Here is a 19,484-nt window from a genome sequence, read left to right as displayed (position 1 = left end):
AATGCTGCTAGTTCGACCCTTTGACATAGAGATAGGTCAGCATAAAGTCATGCTCAATATCGTTGATGCCCGGGAGAGGGGCTTGAATCCTGGAGACCGGGTCCGGGTGAGGGCCAAGGGGGCTGCAACCACCGCCCTGCTTGATACCACCACCCAGATGGTCAAGCCTGGGGAGATCGGTATCTTCACTGAGGCTCTTAAGGATCTCAATAATCCGGTGGATGTGGATATCCTGCCTGCACCGAGGCCTGCTTCCATCTGTCATATCAAAAGCTTGATGGATAACGAGAAGCTGAGCGAGGATCAGATCCGAACCATTGTGCAGGATATCGTAGACAACAACCTCAGCGACATTGAGCTTGCTGCTTATGTCACCGCTTCCTACATTCATAACATGCCCTCTGAGGAGGTGGTCTGGCTGACCAAAGCGATGATCGAGACTGGTGAGCGGATTCACTTCGACACCCATCCGGTCATGGACAAGCACAGCATTGGCGGCGTTCCCGGGAACAAAGTATCCCTTCTCATTGTGCCCATAGTGGCAGCCGCAGGCCTTCTCATTCCCAAGACCAGCTCTCGGGCCATAACCGGGGCGGGCGGTACAGCCGACCTGATGGAGGTCTTGGCCCCGGTGGAGTTCAGTGCGGCAGAGATCAAGGAGATAACAGAGAAGGTGGGCGGAGTCATAGTCTGGGGCGGAGCCACCAATATCGCCCCTGCAGATGATAAGCTGATTAAAGCGGAGTATGCATTATCCATAGACCCCTACAGCCAGATGCTGGCCTCCATCATGGCCAAGAAAGGGGCTGTAGGCGCTGACGCAGTGGTAGTGGATATGCCTGTAGGGCCGGGCACAAAGCTGCCCACGGCAGACGACGGCAGGACCCTGGCCAAGGACCTGATAGACCTGGGTGATAAGCTGGGAATTCGGGTGGAATGCGCCATGACCTTTGGAGGCTCTCCCGTGGGCAGAACCATAGGACCGGCTCTGGAGGTGCGTGAGGCGCTTACCCTTCTGGAGAATAAGCCGGGTCCAAATAGCCTGAGGGAGAAGAGCCTCTCGTTAGCTGGCATACTGCTGGAGATGGGCGGAGTGGCAGGACGAGGAGAAGGCTACGCTGCTGCAGAAGAGATCCTCAGCAGTGGAAAGGCTCATGCCAAGCTGATGGAAATCATCGCTGCCCAGGGAGGCAATCCCAATGTGAAGAGCGAGGATATCGTCATCGGCGAGAACTGCGAGGAAATTTTGGCTCCGGCAGGAGGATATGTGGTGGCCTTCTACAATAAACGCCTTGTAGAGCTGGCTCGCATGGCTGGTGCTCCCTCGGACCAGAAAGCTGGAGTCATAATCCACAAGAAGATGGGTGAGAGGGTGAAGAAAGGCGAGCCTCTGATCACCATCTGCTCCTCATCGGACTGGGAGCTGGATAGCGCAGTCAGGGATGCCAAGAGGTCTATGCCAATAGTGGTAGAAGGAATGCTGCTGGAGAGATATCCCCGCATAACCGAGCTTTAGAATTTGAGGGTCGCCCTATGAAGGTTGCAATTACATATCATGAGGATTTCGGCAGGCATGGCTTTAGCGTTCTGAAGGAGAGGATTCAGCCATCCTTCGAGAAGCTGATGGAGTCCGGGCTGGTGGACGGGATTGAGGTGCAGGTGTTTCGGGCCAAACCCGCTCCAATGGAGCTGGTGGCGAAGGCTCATACTGAAGGGCACATGGCCAACATGGAGACGGATCAATACCGGGATGTGGCCATTTTGTCCGCAGGGAGCGTGATGATGGCCGCAGAGATGGTGGCTGCTGGTCAGGCAGAGTCTGCCTTCGCCTTCACCGGAACCGCCGGGCACCATGCTTCAAGAGGAAGCTGTTGGGGATTCTGCTACTTCAACGACGTAGCGATCACCATACTGCGCCTTAAGGAGATGGGCTTCGAGCGCTTTCTCATAGTGGACGTGGACCCCCATTTCGGCGATGGTACGCGCGACTTTTTCAGGGAAGATCCAGATGTATTTCATATCAACCTGCACAGCGGCACCGGCGAGGAGCATGATCCACAGAGGAACAATTACGATATCGGCCTCTCTTTCGGAGCAGATAATGAGAGATTCCTCTCTGCCCTTAAGAGCGGTCTGGTGCTGGCAAGAGACTTCGACTTTCAGATAGCTTTTGTCATCTTTGGGCACGACTCCCATCAGGACGACTATGGTGGGTTCAACCTAACCTTCGAGGCCTATCCCCGGATGGCTCAGATAGTAAAGGAAGCTGTGGGCGATAAGGGTTTGGTCTTCGTTCTCAGCGGCGGATCCTGTGTGCACGTAGGTGAGAGGGTCATTCCCGATATCGTTCGGGTGCTGTCGGGAAGGTGGCCGTATTGAGGGTGGCCTCCAACTGTTATCCCTGCCTTCTGGACCGGGCGAAGTTCGAGTGCGATATGGTCTTCACCCGGGAGGAGGATAAGAAAGCGGCAGTAGAGGAGCTGCTGGACTTCATGGCCTGCCATAAGGGCGGTGTTCCGGCTCTTATGGGCACAGAAAGAGAGCTCATCATTAAAAGGCGAAGCGGAAGCTCAGATCCATATCGGGAACTGAAGGAGGAGAGCAATCAGGTGGCAAGGGACCTCTTGCCACGGGCAGTGGAGTTCTATGAACAGTCTCCGGACAAGATCGAGGCCCTGATCAGAATTGCCTCGGCTGCCAACTCCATGGAGTTCGGGGTCAAGGGCCACGATTTTGATAACCTGACATTCGGCAGGGTCTTTGCTGACACCCTTCAAGAGAACCTGCATGCGGATATGGCTGAATTGAAAAGACGGCTTCAGTCTTTTGGCAAGATACTTTATCTGACAGACAATTGCGGCGAGGTCATATTCGATCTATTTGTAATCGAGAAGCTAAAGGAGATGGGCAAGACCGTGGTGGTGGGATCGAAGTCCGAGCCCATCATCAATGATGTCACCGCCGATGAATTGAAGAGCTTCTCGGATGTGGATGTGATACCAACCGGCAATGTGGTGGGAACGGCACTTGAGCACCTGAGCCCAGAGGCCTCGGTACTCCTATTCGATCCGGAATGGCTGATACTGTCCAAGGGCATGGGCAACTTCGAGACCATGTCCGAGTTCGATCAGAGGTTGAAGGGCAGGCTGATCTATATCCTGCGTGCCAAGTGCGAGCCTGTGGCGGCTAAAATGGCAGTTCCAAGGGGATCGCTGGTAGCGAGGCCGATTTAGCAATAGTTCATGTCCACTTCTTCCGGGGCGGGCTCATCCGGCTCATCGATGATCGACTCCATCAGGGAGAAATCAAGATCGAGCTTGAACAGATCTCTGATGGCATAAAGAAGGTTTGTGGCCGCCGGAATATCTATCAGATCGGCTCCGGAGCTTGTTCCCAGCAGGCAAAAGCCTCTCATATTATAGAGAGGCGCCAGCCCTGCCAAAAGGCCGTTCATCCCGCCGATAGCTCCGCTGCGGAGCAGGGTAATCCCAGAATCATGGAGAACAGCTGCAGATTCAGGATCTGTGGCCGAGCCGAGTATCTTCGCAGTCGCATCTCCCACAAATGCGGCCAGGGTTATCACATCCGTTACCCCTTCAGATTCTATTGCCTGCAAAATCTCTCCTGCCAGCTGATACATCCCCTGCACATCCAGAGGCTGGGTATCCCCGGAGAGCACGAATATGTTCTCCTTATCCTGGGAACGTAATAGCTCTGCGTGCATGAGCTCCGCCAGGCCATCAGAAACCATTACCTGGGACGGGAAGCTGTGGGAATAGAACGGTTTAATGCCACTGCATTTCAGAGCATTGCTTAGGTAATCGGCAGCCACTTTTCCCACGCTTCCAATTCCTGGAAGGCCGCAGATGCAGGCAACTCGAGACTCAAACATCGACTAAGTTTTGAGATGTGCAGCTATAATTCATTTTCGCCGGATTATCGCCAGAGGATCACTGATGGATCCTTCTGGCATAATCAGAATATCACTTGCCTACAGCCTCTATCATCCAGTTGATTCCGATCGTCTCATTGGCCTCAGTGGTCCATTCTGCCGGCGTGAGAATTCCATTGCCGTAAAGGAAGGAGTTGCCAGTTCCGTTGTTATATTCCATGCCAACCACCATTCCTCCGCGATCATAGAATAACACATAAAAGTCTTCGGTGACTGCCAACGGTGGGATCTCTATGACTCCCCAGATTGGGCCTTGATCGGTGAGGAAGTAACCATTCTGAGCATCCGCAAATCTGTACAGGAGATGAAGGTCCTTATCTCTGATCTCCAGGAGGAAGTTCCTATCCATGTTGTAGCTGTAATCGGTGCTGTTATAGTCGCTCCAGCCCAGGACCTTCACACCATAAAGCTTCCAGTCTGAACTGGGAGCCTTGAACTTGACGGCTTCTGCTACATCCAGACCTTCGATATCAAACTCATCGGTTATGGTGAACAGGCTGATATTCATATCGGAGGCATTCTTGCCGCTATCCTGCGCAAGAGTGGTATAGCCGGATTCCGATGACGTATCTGCAGCCATGGCTCCGAAGCACGATGCCACAAAGCATAGCCCGTATATCAAAAATATCATCTTATTCAAATGATCACCCCGTATATTCTGATGAATCCGGCCCATATAAGGATTTTGAAGAGTCTTATTGCAGTCTGGCAGATCATCTACCAGACCGCAATTCGTCTGCAGGACTCAGCCTGCTCTTTCACTCGCCAACTGCTCTGATCAGCCAATTTATGCTGGTTGTGGTATTGCTCTGGTCTGTGAATTCGACTGGAAGCAGCTCCGAATACACGCTATCATAGAAGTAAGAGCTGCCGGTAGAATTTTCCAGTTCCATACCTATGAACATCGAGCCCCGGTCATAGAAGATCACATAGAATTCATCCGTCACGGGAACTGAAGGCAAGTCTATGGCTCGGAGAATTATAGCAGGAAATGTGAAGTAAGCATTTTGGGTATCTGCCATCCTGTAGAGGAGATTCATTTTTTCGTCTCTGACCTCGATGAGGAAGTTTTCAGATTCAGGAATTGATGTCGCATTTCCATCGAAGCCATTCCAGCCTGCTACCCTCACCTGCTTCAATTTCCAGCCGGGATTTGGCGCAGTGAACTTCACGGCCTCGCCCACAGAGAATGCGTCCATGTCCATAGCGACGCTATACAGAGTCATATTCATTTGGGAGAGATTTGTGCCGCTATCCTGTTTAAGGACGGTCATGGTTGCAGCATTGTCAACTTCATCATTTTGAGATAGAGTAACTCCCACTAAGGATCCAAAGCATAGAGCCAGAATCAATAAGATCATCTTTTTCATGCGATCACCCTGAATAAAAGGTTTATATTTTCTCTTTATAAAGATGATGCTGTATTCCGATGCAGGAAACCACTGACAAGCTCGATTCCATTATATCCAATCCCCTTTGCACACAATAGTGACAGATATCTTTACCTACGATAATATCGACTCCTTAGATTAGAGTGATTGACATGTTTCCTGGTTTAGGAGGTTTAGGAGGAAGGGGCGGCATGAGCCCCAAGAAGATGAAAGGCATGCTCAAGAGCATGGGAATAGACATCGATGAGCTAGAAGGAGTCATTGAGGTTGTCATCCGCATGCCTGATAAGGAGATCGTTATACAAAACGCCTCTGTCGCGATAATGGATGCCCATGGGCAGCGCAGCTATCAAATATCCGGCGATGCCACTGAGCGCCCTCTCTCCGGAACGGAGGCAAACGAGGGACCGGAGCTTGAGATCCCCGAGTCAGATGTGGACCTGGTTGTCGCCCAGACGGGTGCAAATCATGAAGATGCAAGAGCGGCCCTCCTGGAGGCAAAAGGCGATCTAGCGGCAGCAATTTTGCTGCTCGCACCGAAGTGAATGATCAAAAAAACCGCCGAACTATCAGCGATAATAAGGCGATCTTCGTGAGCGAGGCAAGAGAGGTCATTCGCGATCCAGTCCATGGGTCCATCTCGACAGATCCGCTGGAGTGGCAGATCATCCGATCCCGTCCAGTACAAAGGCTTAAGGGGATAAAGCAGCTGGGCCTGGTGGAAGCAGTCTATCCCGGGGCCAACCACACCCGATTCGAGCATTCCCTGGGAACCATGCATATGGCCGGGCGAATGGCCGAGCACCTGGGTCTCTCCTCTGAGGAGGTGAGAAAGGTTCGGTTAGCCGGGCTGCTCCACGACCTGGGTCATTCCGCTCTCTCTCATGCTGTTGAGGGGGTCTTAGGCCGCAACCCCGAGGTTCAGCCCCTGTTGAAGGGCAAAAGAGCTTCCGGGCACGAGGAGTTCACCCAGGATATAATCTCCTGCCATCCTTTCGGCCAAGAGGCCATAAGGATTGCAGAAAGGGATTTCGGCGATGCGGACAAGCTCTTTGCAGAGGTCGCAGACATAGCCCGGGGAAGGATTCCGCCCCTGGGGCAGATCATAGTCGGCGACCTGGATGCAGACAGAGTGGACTTTTTGCTCAGAGACTCCCATCATTCTGGCGTATCCCTGGGCCTGGTGGATACAGACCAGATCCTGCAGTCCCTCACCATCTGCAAGGGCAGGATAGTCCTCGTCGGCCAGGGTGACTATCGGGCAGAGATGTCCCAGACGGCAGCGGAATCAATGCTCATCGCCCGGGCGCATCATTATAATGCCCTTATCTATCATCCTTCTGTCCAATCCATAAGGGCCATGCTTCTCACGGCGCTGGAGAACGCTCTGTCCAGGATGAATGAGGATGATGCCAAAAGGAGGATAGAACTATTCTTCCGGGAGTACACCGATCCGGACCTTCTGCGGTTCATCTGGGAGACGGGAGATGATGTCTCACGGGATCTACTGCAGCGTATAAAATTCGGCCAGGAGATACCGCTGGCTGCCAGGTTCGACCACCGGTCCCTCGCGCCGGATATCAGAATGGCTCTGTCCACCATCTCCCGCCATGGGAGGATGAGAAAGCTCTTCGAGGATACCCTCTGCAAAAAATATGGGGCCCTGGTGAGCATCACCGCGGGCAGCGGAGTGCCCAGGTCCGTGAGAACCCAGGCGGATAGCTTTCTCTATGACGAATCCGCCCTGGCCGCGGGCCTGGTAAAGTCGCTGACCCGCCAGATCGCCATATCCTTCTTCTCCGACGATCGACCGGAGATCTCCCTTGATGAAGTTATGGAGCAAGCGGCAAAGCTGCTGTCCTTTATCCGCTCCGAGAGCTATCTTCCAATCGATGGGCTATTGCTGCTCTTTTATGCTTTGCATAATATGCTCTCCGAGAGATACGGTGAGAAGATCCTGGTTCCCCGGATCAGAAACATAACCTGGCTCTACAGGACTGTTGCCAGGCTCAGGGACCTGGGCTCTGGTGGGCTTTCAGGACTATTTGATTACTCCTTTCATTCTGAATATGGATTCCCCTATAGCGAGAGGCTTTTCGAGGATATTCAGATCCTCGTTGCCAATGGCATGATCTATCAGGACCAAAGGCACTATGAGATCAATGGCCAGTGGCTGCAGAGGTATGAGTATATGCTCACTGCTGAGGGAATACGCTACGCTAAAGAGGTTGCTCTATCCTATAGCAAAGAGCACGAGATGCTGCAGATCCTTCTTAAACAGGATAAACACACCATCCCCTTTGATGTGGTGAGCCTCAATCTGAAGAGATACTCTGGTGCAAAAGCGTCAACTACCCCGGCCTAAAGTCCGTGGCTTGTATCTAGGAGGTTCAGATGTGTCCTGATACGTTTGGCTGGTTGACCTTTGGGTAGATCCAAGAGTGCCCTACCTTCCGAGGAAGGCGTGAATCTGTACCCTAGATTGGCTAGGGAACTAGATATGAGGTGATCATGAAAGAATATATAGCAGATCTAAGTGGCGCGAAAGTAATCAGCGAGGGGCTCTACATCCCCGGCCTGAAGACCGGGGTCTTTCGCCCCTCTGCACCCCCTATAGAGATAAAAGTTTAGCGGATGAGAACCTAGCTCATCTTGCCCTTGGTGTAGGGGGTGCCCTTGACGACCTCAACCGGCGTCGAGGGATTCCAGTCATCTTTCAGGAACTGATAGATGTTTCCCCCTTCAACCATGTAGGTGGCCAGGCTGGTATTGGTTGCATTGTTGGTGTCGTTTTGCAGGAAATCCAAGATGGCATATGTGGTGTTGGTGGTGTTATTGTTGAAAGATTTCTTGGCATATAGAGGGGCGCTGGCAAGAGGTGCCACGAATGGGGTTGGCGCCCAGCTATCATTCAGGAAAGCAGCAATGGATGGAGTAGTCAGCAGAGATTCATCCCCCGCTTCATTGATCTCTCCATTATCGAACGGCGCAGGATCCTTGCTCATGCCGCCTGGCATAAGCCCAACCAGAGCAATCAGAGCAATCAGTACAAGGATAATGTGTCTCATGAGTCCTGCATTATCCATCAGGTATCCATAAAGCTTTCCGTCGGTAAAACTATATTCTCGATCAAGATCGGTTATCCTGAATGCATTATGGTGAGATGAGAGTCGATCAGTCCGCCAGGGCTTTAAGCTCTTCTGTAGTCGATTCTGGGTGCTCTGCCAGATATTTCGCCACAATTGGCCGGTGAACGAGCTTGCAGTCGATGCAGCTCCAGAACCTCTTACCCCTCTTTGTTCTCACGAACCTGCCCAGCTCTTCATCCCTGCAGGGATAAAGGGGGCAGAAGCAATGGGTGCAGTCCTGACCTTCGAAATGGTGGCAGGGATAGTATTCGCAGTTGGACTGGCCCGTGGCCTTGACCGGCTGGTCCAGCGCCTCCCTTATCAGACAGGGATCGTCTGTTACTAGACCGTCCGCCCCCAGCCGGAGAAGCCAAGCCGCCTGAGCTACCGTATTGACCACCCCCGGGTAGACTTCAAGGCCCTTCTGATGCGCCTCCTTGAAAAGACGGGGATTTACCTTTTCTGGAAATATGGCATCCGCATCAGCCCAAAGGGCCAGTTCTACCGGCTTTATGGGCAGTGAGGTGATAATAATGCCGGTTTTGAGATCGGAGATCTCCTTGATCTCGCGCAGGCTGGCGTGATAGGAGGAGGTGATGATGCTCTTTTTCTTCGGCACTACATCAGCCACCAGGGCTTCCAGGCCCTCTTCTTTCATCTCCACCACCACCCCCAACTCCAGCTCTTCTGCCAGGGATAGAGCCTCTGCCAGAGTGGGAACTGGCTCATTTCCGGCACGGATCGCCTTAAGCTCAATGCAGTTGAGATCCTGGACCATTCCCTTGCCGTCTGTGGTTCTGTCCACGCTATCATCATGCATCAGCACGAGCTTTCCGTCCCTAGAGAGCCTCACATCCACATGGACATAATCCGCAAGGCAGCGCTTCGCGGCTCTTATCCCTTCCAGGCTGTTTTCTGCGGCAAGCGCGCGGGCTGTGCGGTGACCTATCACCAGAGCCATTGAAATGAATTCGCCTGGAAAATATATCACCTTTTGCCTGATTCTGGCAAAGTATTATACTGCAAGAGGGACAATCGATATGCAAATGCTTGAAAATCTTGAGAAGTTCACCAGGCTTAAGAGGGATGTTGCCCAGATAAATGTGGATCCCCTGCAGAGAGGTGGAATATTGACTCCCGAGGCAAGGGCCGCTCTGGTGGAGTGGGGCGATGGCTACTCCATCTGCGATTTTTGCGCCGGGATGCTGGATCACATAAGGAATCCTCCAGTGGAGGAGTTTGTGCACAGCATACTCCCGGAGTTCCTGGACATAGATGAGGTTAGAGTCACCCATGGTGCGCGGGAGGGGAAGTTCGCTGCCATGCATAGCCTATGCCAGAAGGGGGATTTCGTGGTGATGGATGGCAACGCTCATTACACCTCAGTTCTGGCAGCGGAGCGAGCGGGACTGAATGTGGAGTATGTGCCCTCCAGCAAGGAGCCGGATTATGCCATAAGCTCTGAGGGATATGCTCTAGCTATAGAGAGAGCCTATGAGAAGAAGGGAAACGTAACCCTGGCCCTTCTGACCTACCCCGATGGCAACTACGGTAATCTGGCTGATGCGCGAGCGATCGCTGATGTCTGCCACGATTACGGTGTGCCGCTCCTTCTCAATGGCGCCTACTCGGTTGGCAGGATGCCGGTGAAGGCTCGGGAGTTGGGGGCAGACATAATCGTAGGCAGTGGCCACAAGTCCATGGCCGCCTGCGGGCCGGTGGGCGTCCTGGGAGCCTCGGAGGAGTACGCCCGGATCATATTCAAACCATCCGCCACAAAAAAGAACAAAGAGGTGGAGCTATTGGGCTGCACGGTGCGAGGAGCGCCCCTCATAACCCTGATGGCCTCATTCCCAACAGTGGTAGAAAGGGTGGGCCGCTGGCCCGAGGAGCTGGAGAATGCCCGCTGGTTTTCCAGCGAGATGGAGAAGATGGATCTGGTCCAGGTGGGAGATCGGCCGCATAACCACGATCTGATGTTCTTTTTGACCGAGAGGCTCTATGATATATCTCAGACTGCAAAAGGAGGTCGCTACTTCCTCTACCGGGAGATGAAGGATAGAGGAGTGTGCGGCATCAAGCCTGGCCTCACCCGCCAGTTCAAGCTGAGCACATATGGCTTGGGCCGTCCGGAGTTGGAGGTGGTCTTGAATGCACTCTCTGAGATCATCGAGTCCCATGAAAAGGACGAAAAGGGAGATAAAAACGAAAAGGGAGCAAATGGGTCTTAAGACAGACCGCTTCCTCCCATTCCAATGGGTATCTGGCTGAGATCTCCAACGCCGGTCAGGATACTCACAGCATCCTGCCGGACATCGTGGTAGTAATCTTCTGAGCGGGTGCCCGATTTTACTGCAACCGTCTCGTTCATGGCGGCCACTGAGCTGCTCGGTTCGATCTGGACTCCTGAGGTTTCAGCCTTTTGGGGCATGACCGCGGGTGTGTAGCTGGCTGTATCGGGATTGATCCATATGGCCTCGAAGGTGCCCCGCTCGGAGATCTCGCCATCTTTCACCTTCAAGAGATCGCCTCTTATCGACTGGTTCGAGGGGTCATATGTCCCGTTCAGGCGGGTGGAGGTCTCTGAGCCATCATCAAGGTAGGTCATGACCAGATCTACATTGTCCTCTTTTACTGATCCAATGACCACTGCATTCCAGGCCCCCTGGCCGTCCGGCTCGTATTTTGCCTGGCCGTAGAGGATCTCATCCTCCTGATTGAGAGCCATTATCACATTATCGATCTCGATTCCTGAAACCGACCAGATATAGCTCAGGTCCAGGATAGACTGACTGGAAATCGGAACGGATTGGCTAACGTTGGAAGATTCATTGTCCATGATGGATGAATTCTCCGGGATCGATGCATTCTCCGAAATGGATTCATCGGTCGATGGCAGTGCCAAGAGCGATGCTGTCGGATCGAGCGCCGCCGTCTCTGCATCTGAGCTGCCCGCCTCCTGGGCGAGCGAGGGACCGGCAGCACAGATGAGAAATATCATTAGAGGAAGGATATGCCATCCCCTCATCAAGCAATTTACTTTCATTCAGAACCACCACATTCTACCTGAGATATCGAGCTATAGTTATTTTACTATAAATATTCTTGGTTTTCTCATATTAAGCCTTGCAGACCGTATAATCACGTAGAAAATGTGCCTTATGCAATTGATCGGAAAAAGATTTGCTGCGCCAGCTTTCTGGCGCATCATTTCTCATCTGAAGTGCAGTTCAGCCCATGCCTGGTGGGATGCCGCTGAGGTCGCCGCCCGGACCGATCTTATCTTTGTACTCATGAACGTCGACGAATCTCTTCTCCGTCTTATTAGCAGCAGTGGTATTCACTGCGGCAGCGGCGGGCTGTGCGGCACTGGTGACCTCTGCGGGAGCAGGAGTTGCCACCGCTGGTGCCTCAACCGTGGCAGGAGTGTAGCTGGAGGTATCCGGATTGATCCACATGGCATTGAAGGTGCCGTTGTTGATGATTTTGCCCTCGCTCGCCTGGGTGAAGTTGCCGCTGATGTCCTCATTGGCCAAGATGCCTGAAAACCTGGTAATGATCAGCACATTATCCTTCAGGGCGCTCATGGTCAGGTCAACCTTTTCTCCTGCCACTGAGCCTATGACATCCGCATTCCAGGCTTTTCCGCCCTCTGGCTCGTACTTTGCCCGGCCCAAAAGATCGTTGCCATTCTGCTCCAGGACCATGGTTATGGGGCTCGTCTCAATTCCAGAGAACTGCCAGATGTAGTTCAGATTCGGTCCCGAGATCGCTGGAGTCAGATTGACTGCGACTGCGGTCGTATTCTCTGTCTCATTCATTGGAGCGCTCTCGTTTGCGGGCAGGGTGGCATTAATATCCAAAGCTGCCTCTATGCTGGAATTGTCATCCACAATGCTTGCGTTATCGGTGGTCTGCCCCAGGGACAGGCCTGTGGTGAGTAATGCAAGCAACAGGGGAATAATCATGTATCTTAAGCTCAATTATAAACCTCCAGTATCCCACTATTCGGCGATAGACTTTTCGTCATTTGCCTACAACAAACCCCAGTCTCATCTTCTCCTTTATAAGCCTTTGTCGAGCAATGCCCGGCGAAGACCTCAGGGGATTTTTCAATATCGATTGGAATAGAGAAAAAAGAAGATGAGAGTCTCTTCAATAGCGATCGGTTGCATCTGCGCGAGAGTTCAAAATTAGGGCTCTTCGCTGAATTATGTGGGTGAGGTCCGGCAGGGAGTATAGCCTCTGTTCCTCTGTGCCTCTGTGGTTAGGTCAGAGCATAGCGGTTCACCACAGAGGCTCAGAGACACAGAGAATTTCCGATTCAAGTTCACCCATGCCAAATAGCGAGGAGCCAAAATTAGTTTAGCGCCATTCAAATAAACTTGAATTAAATAATGTAGCGTTGATTTAATATACCGGATCGCTGGATTATATCTCATGCCAGAATGGATCTACCCCGATTTCGGGCCGCGCCCTAAGCGGCCACTATTCCTCTGCATCATATCCAATACGGACACCGGAAAGATACCTGGCCTCTCGGCGGCAGGAACCTCACCCGAGCTGACAGATTACACCCCAGGCGCAGACGCCGAGCTGGTGGAGACTAACAGAATTATCACCATGCCCGAGCTGCCTGAGGCTCCCGGAGGCTCGCCCACCCCGGCGGTGGTCACCAAAGCGGCCCTGAACCTGACGGGCATCAATTCTCTCTTCGTAGCCTCGGGCCTGCGAAAGAAGCCGGCCGTCCCTTATGTCGAGCTGGGAGGCCAGCCGGGAGGCGACATCCGAAAAAAGAGCGCTGTCATAGATCCCCAGGGGACATTTGAGAGGGCCAGGCGGCTGGGAAGCAAGCTTGCCGGGCTCTCAGATTGCATATTCATTGGGGAGTCAATAGCAGGCGGCACAACCACAGCTCTTGCCGTTCTCAGGGCACTCGGCTACAGAGAAAAGGTCAGCAGCAGCTTCGTCTCCAATCCAACAGGGCTCAAGGAGCAGGTGGCAGCAGAGGCAATGGCCAGGGCAGGAGTGGCTCCGGGCAGCCTGAAGGGTGACCCAATGGAGGCGATACGGGAATTGGGCGACCCCATGATGCCCTGCGCCCTGGGATTGATCAGCGGCTTATCCGGGAGCAGAGTGGTGCTGGCAGGGGGAACGCAGATGGCTACGGTGCTGGCATTGGCGAAAGCCCTGGACCTGAAAGGCGACATCTCCATTGCCACCACGAAGTACATCATGGAGGACACGACCGCCAACTTCCGGCAAATAGTGGAGGCTACGGGCAGGCCATACTTCTATGCCGATCCGGGGCTGGAGAGCTCAAAGATTCCCGGGCTGCAGGTCTATGCCCAGGGTTATGTCAAAGAGGGGGTGGGCATGGGCGGAGCCAGCCTTCTGGCCGGGCTTTATGGATTCTCTCAGCAGCAGCTGGTCAGTGAGACCGACCGGGTACTGATGACAGTCGAGCTTCCCAAGAAGTAGGATCCAGGATCGAACTATGAAGGCGGCTGTGCTGAAGAGGCCAAAGAATCTGGCGCTGATGGATTTGCCAAGGCCTCGGTGCCCTCCAGGAGGGGCGCTGATCAGGGTCGAGGCTTGCGCTGTCTGCGGCACGGACATAAAGATGCTCGATCAGGGGCACAGGGACCTCTGCTATCCGCGCATCCTGGGGCATGAGGTTGTGGGCCGGATAGAAGAGATAGACCGCAAAGTGCAGGCTGATGGCCGTCAATTAAGGGCAGGCGAGCTGGTCCAGGTCTGGCCGGGCATCGCCTGTGGACACTGTCATGCCTGCTTTCGGGGTGCAGACAACCGCTGTCGGGACATGAAGATAATCGGCTTCAACATTGACGGGGGGTTTGCCGAGTACCTGGCCCTGCCCCTGCCAGCTCAGAGCTTTTCTGAGCATTTTGGCATCAGCACCGCTCTAAATCGCTTGCCCGAGGAAGTGGACCCGGCCCTCTTCACCCTGGCCGAGCCTCTGGCCTGCTGCATTAACGGCCAGGAGCAGGCCAGGGTCGGAGAGGGTGACACCGTCCTGATCTGGGGCGGAGGACCGATTGGCGCTCTTCATGCCCTTCTGGCGGAGATGCGGGGGGCAGGAGAGATCCTGCTGGCAGAGAGGCTGCCCGGACGGATCAGGGAGATCAAGAGGCATACCTCTGCCCGGGTGATCGGCTGGTTTAGCGGCAACCGGGAGGAGGGGCAGGACCCGTTCGAGGAAGCGGAAAGGACAATCTTGAGCGAGACCGATGGCAGGGGAGTTGACGTTATCCTCACTGCCACCCCTGAGGTGAAGATCGACCAAAGGCAGATGAGGCTGCTTGCCCCTGGTGGGAGGATATGCATATTCTCTGGGCCCCAGCCGGGCGATTATGAGGGGATGATCGACCTGCGATCGATGCATTACCTCGAGCAGACCATAACAGGAGCATATGGCTGCAGCAGCCGGCAGAACAGAATGGCTGCCAGCCTCCTGGAATCAGGCGGGATCAGGGCGAACTGGATCATCACCAAAAGAGCCGATCTAGCCCGAATCTCGGATGCATTTGAGCACTCCTCCAGGCGAGCAGGATTGAAGTCTGTTGTCTGTGCGGTTTAGAGCAGATACAGCAATAGCAGCTTGAATCTATTTGTTGCGAAATTATAGTCAGTTTATAGTTTTTTAAGGGACGAAGCGAGGGGAAGATGGCGAAAGATTTGCTGAAAATAGTGTCGGAAGAGAGCCTGAAGCATTTTGGGGGAAAGGTGGACGAACTGATCAAAGGTCGGAACCTGACCCGAGGCGAAGCCTCAGATCTATTCCGTCAGATCCTGAATGACGAGCAGCCGGATCTGCAGCAGGGGGCGTTCCTGGCTGCCATCACCGCCAAGGGGGCGACAGCTGAGGAGATCGCCGGCATCTGGGAGGCGATATATGAGGTGGACACATTGAAGGTCCGCCCATGCGTCCAGGGGCCGCTGGCTGATAACTGCGGGACGGGCATGGACTCGATCAAGACCTTCAACATCAGCACCGCGGCCTCGATTGTGGCGGCGGCGGACAAGATCAACATGGCCAAGCACGGTTCTCGGGCCATAACCTCCAGCTGCGGCACAGTGGATATGCTCGAGCAGCTCGGGATAGACGTTGACTGCGATGTGGACCTGGTGAAAAGGAGCATCGAAGTGGCAGGGATCGGCATATTCAACGGCATGAGCGGCAAGGTCCATCCCTCTGCCCTCTCCAGGATCCTCTCTCAGATCAGGTTCGGCACCGTTCTGAACATCGCTGGCTCTCTGGCCAATCCCGCTCTGCCCGCTTACGGTGTTCGCGGGGTCTACAGCCGAGAGATGGTTCTGCCAATAGCCAGGGCTATGAAGGAGATCGGCTACAAGAGGGCCTTTGTTATCCACGGCCGGAGCGGTGACGATCTGCGGGGGATGGATGAACTCTCGACTCTTGGAAGGACGGATGTAGCAGAGCTGGATGAGGATGGCAGGATCAGGGAATATGCCCTAAATGCCTGCGACCTGGGCCTGGAGAAGGGGGATGAGTCTGCTCTTCTCAACCGTGGGAATATCGAAGAGGAGGCAGTAAGGCTCCTTCGAGTTCTGTCGGGTTTTGACCGCGGGGATAGAAGGGATATTGTATGCCTGAATGCTGCGCCATTGCTCTGCATCACCGGCCGCTCAGAAGACCTGCTAGAGGGAGTGGAGAAGGCGGGAGATATCATCGACAGCGGACTGGCGGTAAAGAAGCTGCTCCATTGGGTACGAGAGCAGAACCGGGATCCAGGGGAGAGGCTGGAGCGGCTGGAGGGAATGCTGGAGCTGGCACGTGCCTGAGGGGGGATGAGCTTTCGAAGGAGTGCCGTCTTTTCCTTTCTGAGACCTTTGTGCGCTTTGTGTTCTTTGTGGTGAAATAATTAGCTGTGAAATAAAATGGCTCTTCGCTGTATCGAGTGGGTAGCGGATAATTAACCCTGGTGGTTACGGAATAAAACCGCAGAGGCGCAGAGCGCACGGAGGACGAACGAACGGAGACGACTATTTGCTCAGAAATATGCTTTTTTTTTGGCTCTTCGTTGAATTATGTGGGTGAGTTAAGTCAGAGAATATGGCCTCGTTTCCTCTGCGTCTCTGTGGTTGGGTCAATGCATAGCGGTTCACCACTGAGGCACCGAGACACAGAGAACCAGCGATTCAAGTTCGCCCATACAAAATAGCGAGGAGCCTTTTTTTTCAAGTGCTGGTAATAAGGTAAATTTCCACGTCTCTGCGAACTCTGCGTCTCTGCGGTTAATATTCGTAGCTGAATATTCAAACACATGGTAGTTACGGAATAAAACCTCAGAGTCACAAAGCTCACAGAGACGCACAGAAACGATTAAGGTTAGAAAAAAGACGAACAATAGTAGCAGGCGAAGTCACAAGAAGCATCTATTTCCTGGCCCTGGAGAATGCTCGATCCTCAGTCATCATCTCCTTATGCAACTCTGGCGCATCTCTCCCACTCAATCTTCATTCCCTTGAAACATTAATAAAGCGTCACCCATATCTATCAAGCGAATGAATTCCGCGGCAAGACAAGATGCTTCATTCTTTGGTGTGAACCATGGACTACGACCCTGATCGCTGGTGCTCAGAGCATAAGGGCATTTTAATCCTAGCCTTGGCCGCGGTCCTCATGACCGCATGCTTTGCCTTTCCATTCTTAGACGGCATAATCCTGGGCAGCGTTTTTGCCTATGTGGGCCGGCCCATAAGGGATCGGTTCGGCAAGAGAAAAAAGCTCGGGTCGCTTGTTGCTGCCATCTGCGTCGTGGTCCCCATATTCCTGATGCTGGGCCTGGGAAGCCTTGAGGTGGCCACTCAGATAATAGCCCTGGCAAAGAACCAGGAGGCGCTCAGGTACTGGCTTGGATATCTCATGCAGCAGACGGCGACAGACCTTCCTTCCTGGGCCAGGGAGAGCCTGCTCTCCGGTCTGGAGAACGCCTTCGGCCTGATCGCCTCTCTGGCAGCATCTATTCCCATCCTCCAAATCGGCAGGATGGCCTCTTTGGGGATAATCAACTTTCTCATCTCCTTTCCCATCTGCTACTTCATCCTCCTGGATGGAGAGGGCTTTGTGGGATCGCTGATATCCCTCCTGCCAGACGGAGAGATGAGGGTTCTTGAGCGGTACATCGATAGAATCGACCGAATTCTGAGCGGCATATTCATCGGCACCGTCTATACATCAATCGTGGGAAGCTTGATCGCAGCGGTGATATTCTTCCTCTTCGACATCCCCCGGCCCATAGCTTTGGCGAGCATCGTCTTTATCGCAGGCATGGTCCCGGTCCTCACCTCCTGGGCGGTCCTGGTCCCCCTGGCCGTCTACCGCTACTTCACCGTGGGCCTGGAGGGTGCTTTATTCTTCCTGGTCATCAGCTCCGCTCTCATCTATCTCCCCTCAGAGCTTTTCATAAGGCCCTATATCATCTCCACCAGATCCTCATTGCACCCATTGCTGGTAATGCTCTCCTTTTTTGGAGGGGCTCTGGTGGCAGGGATCGGCGGCTTTTTCCTCGCCCCGGCGGTCATAGGGGCGATCAGTGGGATCTATCAGGTGAGAAGGGAGGAGACGGCCTCAAGTGAGGCTTTGGAATGAGGTTTTATATCGAGACCTTCGGCTGCACATCGAACTTCGGGAATTCTCAGGATCTGGCAGAGGCCCTGAGGGAGATGGGCCATATCCCTTCCGGCCTGAAGGAGGCGGACATGGTGATAGTGAACACCTGTGCGGTCACCGAAAGGACGGAGAGAAAGATCCTCCGCCGGCTGCGGCAGCTGGAGGGCGAGAGGCTGGTCGTCGCCGGCTGCCTGGCGGCGGCAATACCCCAGTCGATTCAAACGCTCTGCTGCCGGGGGCGATTGGGACCTTTGAGTCAAGGAGATGCCGCCAGGATCGCTGGACTCTTTGATGGTTGGCTCATGCCTTCGCAGCATATGCAATCCGGGCAATTACAATCTCAGAATTTTCAATCTGAAGAAATGCTGCGCGAGAGGCATATTGCTGTTCATCTTCGCGAATCATCTCCCGGAGGAGAGAGCTGCGGCATTGTCAATGTGGCGGACGGCTGCAACGGCTCATGCAGCTATTGTATAGTCTCAAAAGCCAGGGGCAGGCTGAAGAGCCGCCCGGTTGAGGATGTGGTCCTTGCCGTGGAAAGGCTGGCACAGCTTGGCACAGCCGAGATCCAGATATCTGCTCAGGACACTGCCGCATTTGGATCTGATATTGGATCTGATCTGGCCGGGCTGCTGGAGACGCTGACTGAGATTCCAGGGGATTTTATGCTCAGGGTTGGAATGATGAATCCCGATAGCGCTCGGCTCATCCAGAATAGGCTTATTGAGGCATTTCAGAGCCCAAAGATCTACCGTTTCCTGCATATCCCCGTTCAGTCCGGCTCAGATGAAATCTTGCAGAGGATGGGACGCGTATACACCTCAGATGAGTTCTTCGAGCTTGTGAGCGCCTTTCGATTTGCCTATCCAGACATCTCCATAATAACTGATATTATCGTTGGCTTTCCCGGCGAGACGGATAAGGATTTTGAGGAGAGCATGAGCCTGATTGAGAGATTGCAGCCGGATAAGGTGAATATCACCAGATTCTCTCCTCGGCCTGGAACATCAGCCGCCAGTCTCTACGACATGCCGGACAGGATTAAGAAAGACCGCTCGAGGGAGATGACCCGATTATGGCTGGAGATCGCTGAGAGGAGGAATCGCCGTTATTTGGGGAAGGTATTGCATGCTCTTGTGACTGAGTGTGGGAGAGACAAGACCATGAAGGCCCGATCTGCCAATTATGCTGGCATTGTGATCCCCGGCGCGCTTGATCTGGGAAGATGGTGCCAGATAAAGATCATGGAAACCACTCCATATTATTTAAGTGGAATTCTCCAATTATGATTCATAGTCAACTATTTATTTAGGTTTTGCTGCGGAAAAGAGCCATGGTTGTTGCTCGCGATGCTA

The 19,484-nt window shown here is 53.5% G+C and carries 18 protein-coding genes; 11 read left to right on the top strand and 7 right to left on the bottom strand.

Features of this window, described 5'->3' with window-relative positions:
* Position 1: 1 nt before the first annotated feature.
* The 3 genes from MCON_RS02525 to MCON_RS02515 are packed head-to-tail and all read left to right on the top strand — an operon-like array spanning position 2 to position 3,233.
* Positions 2-1,516 carry an AMP phosphorylase gene (locus tag MCON_RS02525; protein WP_013718478.1) on the top strand — a complete coding sequence of 505 codons (1,515 nt, stop codon included), beginning with the start codon at positions 2-4 and terminating at the stop codon, positions 1,514-1,516.
* A 17-nt stretch (positions 1,517-1,533) separates the two neighbouring features.
* Positions 1,534-2,379 (top strand): arginase family protein, encoded by an 846-nt coding sequence (locus MCON_RS02520; protein ID WP_013718477.1) that lies wholly within the window; start codon positions 1,534-1,536, stop codon positions 2,377-2,379.
* Entirely contained in the window at positions 2,367-3,233 is an 867-nt protein-coding gene (locus MCON_RS02515; RefSeq protein WP_232844321.1) for a damage-control phosphatase ARMT1 family protein, read from the top strand. The genes MCON_RS02520 and MCON_RS02515 overlap by 13 nt, the downstream gene beginning before the upstream one ends.
* Here MCON_RS02515 and MCON_RS02510 read toward each other — a convergent pair.
* From MCON_RS02510 to MCON_RS02500, 3 genes are all read right to left on the bottom strand, one after another.
* The gene (locus tag MCON_RS02510; protein WP_013718475.1) at positions 3,230-3,892 is read right to left on the bottom strand and encodes a PAC2 family protein; all 663 of its coding nucleotides are present in this window, start codon (positions 3,890-3,892) and stop codon (positions 3,230-3,232) included. The two genes, MCON_RS02515 and MCON_RS02510, sit on opposite strands and share 4 nt — an antisense overlap.
* 91 nt (positions 3,893-3,983) lie before the next feature.
* Complete coding sequence (locus MCON_RS02505) at positions 3,984-4,553, bottom strand: hypothetical protein (protein ID WP_162144988.1); 570 nt, start codon at positions 4,551-4,553, stop codon at positions 3,984-3,986.
* A gap of 157 nt (positions 4,554-4,710) precedes the next feature.
* Positions 4,711-5,322, bottom strand: coding sequence for a hypothetical protein (locus MCON_RS02500; protein WP_013718473.1), 612 nt, complete (start codon positions 5,320-5,322; stop codon positions 4,711-4,713).
* Between the two features lie 212 nt (positions 5,323-5,534).
* On the opposite strand from MCON_RS02500, the gene MCON_RS02495 reads away from it, so the two are divergent.
* Both MCON_RS02495 and MCON_RS02490 read left to right on the top strand, forming a co-directional pair.
* The gene (locus tag MCON_RS02495) at positions 5,535-5,888 is read left to right on the top strand and encodes a nascent polypeptide-associated complex protein (RefSeq protein WP_269798832.1); all 354 of its coding nucleotides are present in this window, start codon (positions 5,535-5,537) and stop codon (positions 5,886-5,888) included.
* Positions 5,885-7,708 (top strand): HD domain-containing protein, encoded by a 1,824-nt coding sequence (locus MCON_RS02490; RefSeq protein ID WP_013718471.1) that lies wholly within the window; start codon positions 5,885-5,887, stop codon positions 7,706-7,708. Before MCON_RS02495 ends, MCON_RS02490 begins: the two co-directional genes overlap by 4 nt.
* 277 nt (positions 7,709-7,985) lie before the next feature.
* Here the strand turns inward: MCON_RS02490 and MCON_RS02485 are convergent, their stop codons facing one another.
* Positions 7,986-8,411 (bottom strand): hypothetical protein, encoded by a 426-nt coding sequence (locus tag MCON_RS02485; protein WP_157863639.1) that lies wholly within the window; start codon positions 8,409-8,411, stop codon positions 7,986-7,988.
* Positions 8,412-8,517: 106 nt separating this feature from the next.
* Complete coding sequence (locus MCON_RS02480) at positions 8,518-9,432, bottom strand: glycerophosphodiester phosphodiesterase family protein (protein WP_013718469.1); 915 nt, start codon at positions 9,430-9,432, stop codon at positions 8,518-8,520.
* Positions 9,433-9,517: 85 nt separating this feature from the next.
* Here MCON_RS02480 and pscS point away from each other — a divergent pair, with 85 nt between their 5' ends.
* Complete coding sequence (gene pscS / locus MCON_RS02475; RefSeq protein WP_269798831.1) at positions 9,518-10,702, top strand: O-phospho-L-seryl-tRNA:Cys-tRNA synthase; 1,185 nt, start codon at positions 9,518-9,520, stop codon at positions 10,700-10,702.
* On the opposite strand, the gene MCON_RS02470 is transcribed toward pscS, so the two are convergent.
* Both MCON_RS02470 and MCON_RS02460 read right to left on the bottom strand, forming a co-directional pair.
* Positions 10,699-11,517 (bottom strand): hypothetical protein, encoded by an 819-nt coding sequence (locus MCON_RS02470; RefSeq protein ID WP_157863638.1) that lies wholly within the window; start codon positions 11,515-11,517, stop codon positions 10,699-10,701. The genes pscS and MCON_RS02470 overlap by 4 nt on opposite strands.
* Before the next feature lie 184 nt (positions 11,518-11,701).
* The gene (locus tag MCON_RS02460) at positions 11,702-12,454 is read right to left on the bottom strand and encodes a hypothetical protein (RefSeq protein WP_157863637.1); all 753 of its coding nucleotides are present in this window, start codon (positions 12,452-12,454) and stop codon (positions 11,702-11,704) included.
* A 457-nt stretch (positions 12,455-12,911) separates the two neighbouring features.
* Here MCON_RS02460 and cobT point away from each other — a divergent pair, with 457 nt between their 5' ends.
* The 5 genes from cobT (at position 12,912) to MCON_RS02435 (ending at position 19,418) form a co-directional block, all read left to right on the top strand.
* The gene (gene cobT, locus MCON_RS02455; RefSeq protein WP_013718465.1) at positions 12,912-13,952 is read left to right on the top strand and encodes a nicotinate mononucleotide-dependent phosphoribosyltransferase CobT; all 1,041 of its coding nucleotides are present in this window, start codon (positions 12,912-12,914) and stop codon (positions 13,950-13,952) included.
* Between the two features lie 16 nt (positions 13,953-13,968).
* The gene (locus MCON_RS02450) at positions 13,969-15,072 is read left to right on the top strand and encodes an alcohol dehydrogenase catalytic domain-containing protein (protein WP_013718464.1); all 1,104 of its coding nucleotides are present in this window, start codon (positions 13,969-13,971) and stop codon (positions 15,070-15,072) included.
* Between the two features lie 86 nt (positions 15,073-15,158).
* Complete coding sequence (gene trpD / locus MCON_RS02445; RefSeq protein WP_013718463.1) at positions 15,159-16,298, top strand: anthranilate phosphoribosyltransferase; 1,140 nt, start codon at positions 15,159-15,161, stop codon at positions 16,296-16,298.
* A gap of 769 nt (positions 16,299-17,067) precedes the next feature.
* Positions 17,068-18,108 (top strand): AI-2E family transporter, encoded by a 1,041-nt coding sequence (locus MCON_RS02440; protein ID WP_013718462.1) that lies wholly within the window; start codon positions 17,068-17,070, stop codon positions 18,106-18,108.
* Complete coding sequence (locus MCON_RS02435; RefSeq protein ID WP_013718461.1) at positions 18,105-19,418, top strand: tRNA (N(6)-L-threonylcarbamoyladenosine(37)-C(2))-methylthiotransferase; 1,314 nt, start codon at positions 18,105-18,107, stop codon at positions 19,416-19,418. Before MCON_RS02440 ends, MCON_RS02435 begins: the two co-directional genes overlap by 4 nt.
* Positions 19,419-19,484 lie beyond the last annotated feature (66 nt).

The organism is Methanothrix soehngenii GP6, from assembly GCF_000204415.1.
Lineage (GTDB): Archaea > Halobacteriota > Methanosarcinia > Methanotrichales > Methanotrichaceae > Methanothrix > Methanothrix soehngenii.
This window is presented reverse-complemented; position numbering and strand designations above follow the sequence as displayed.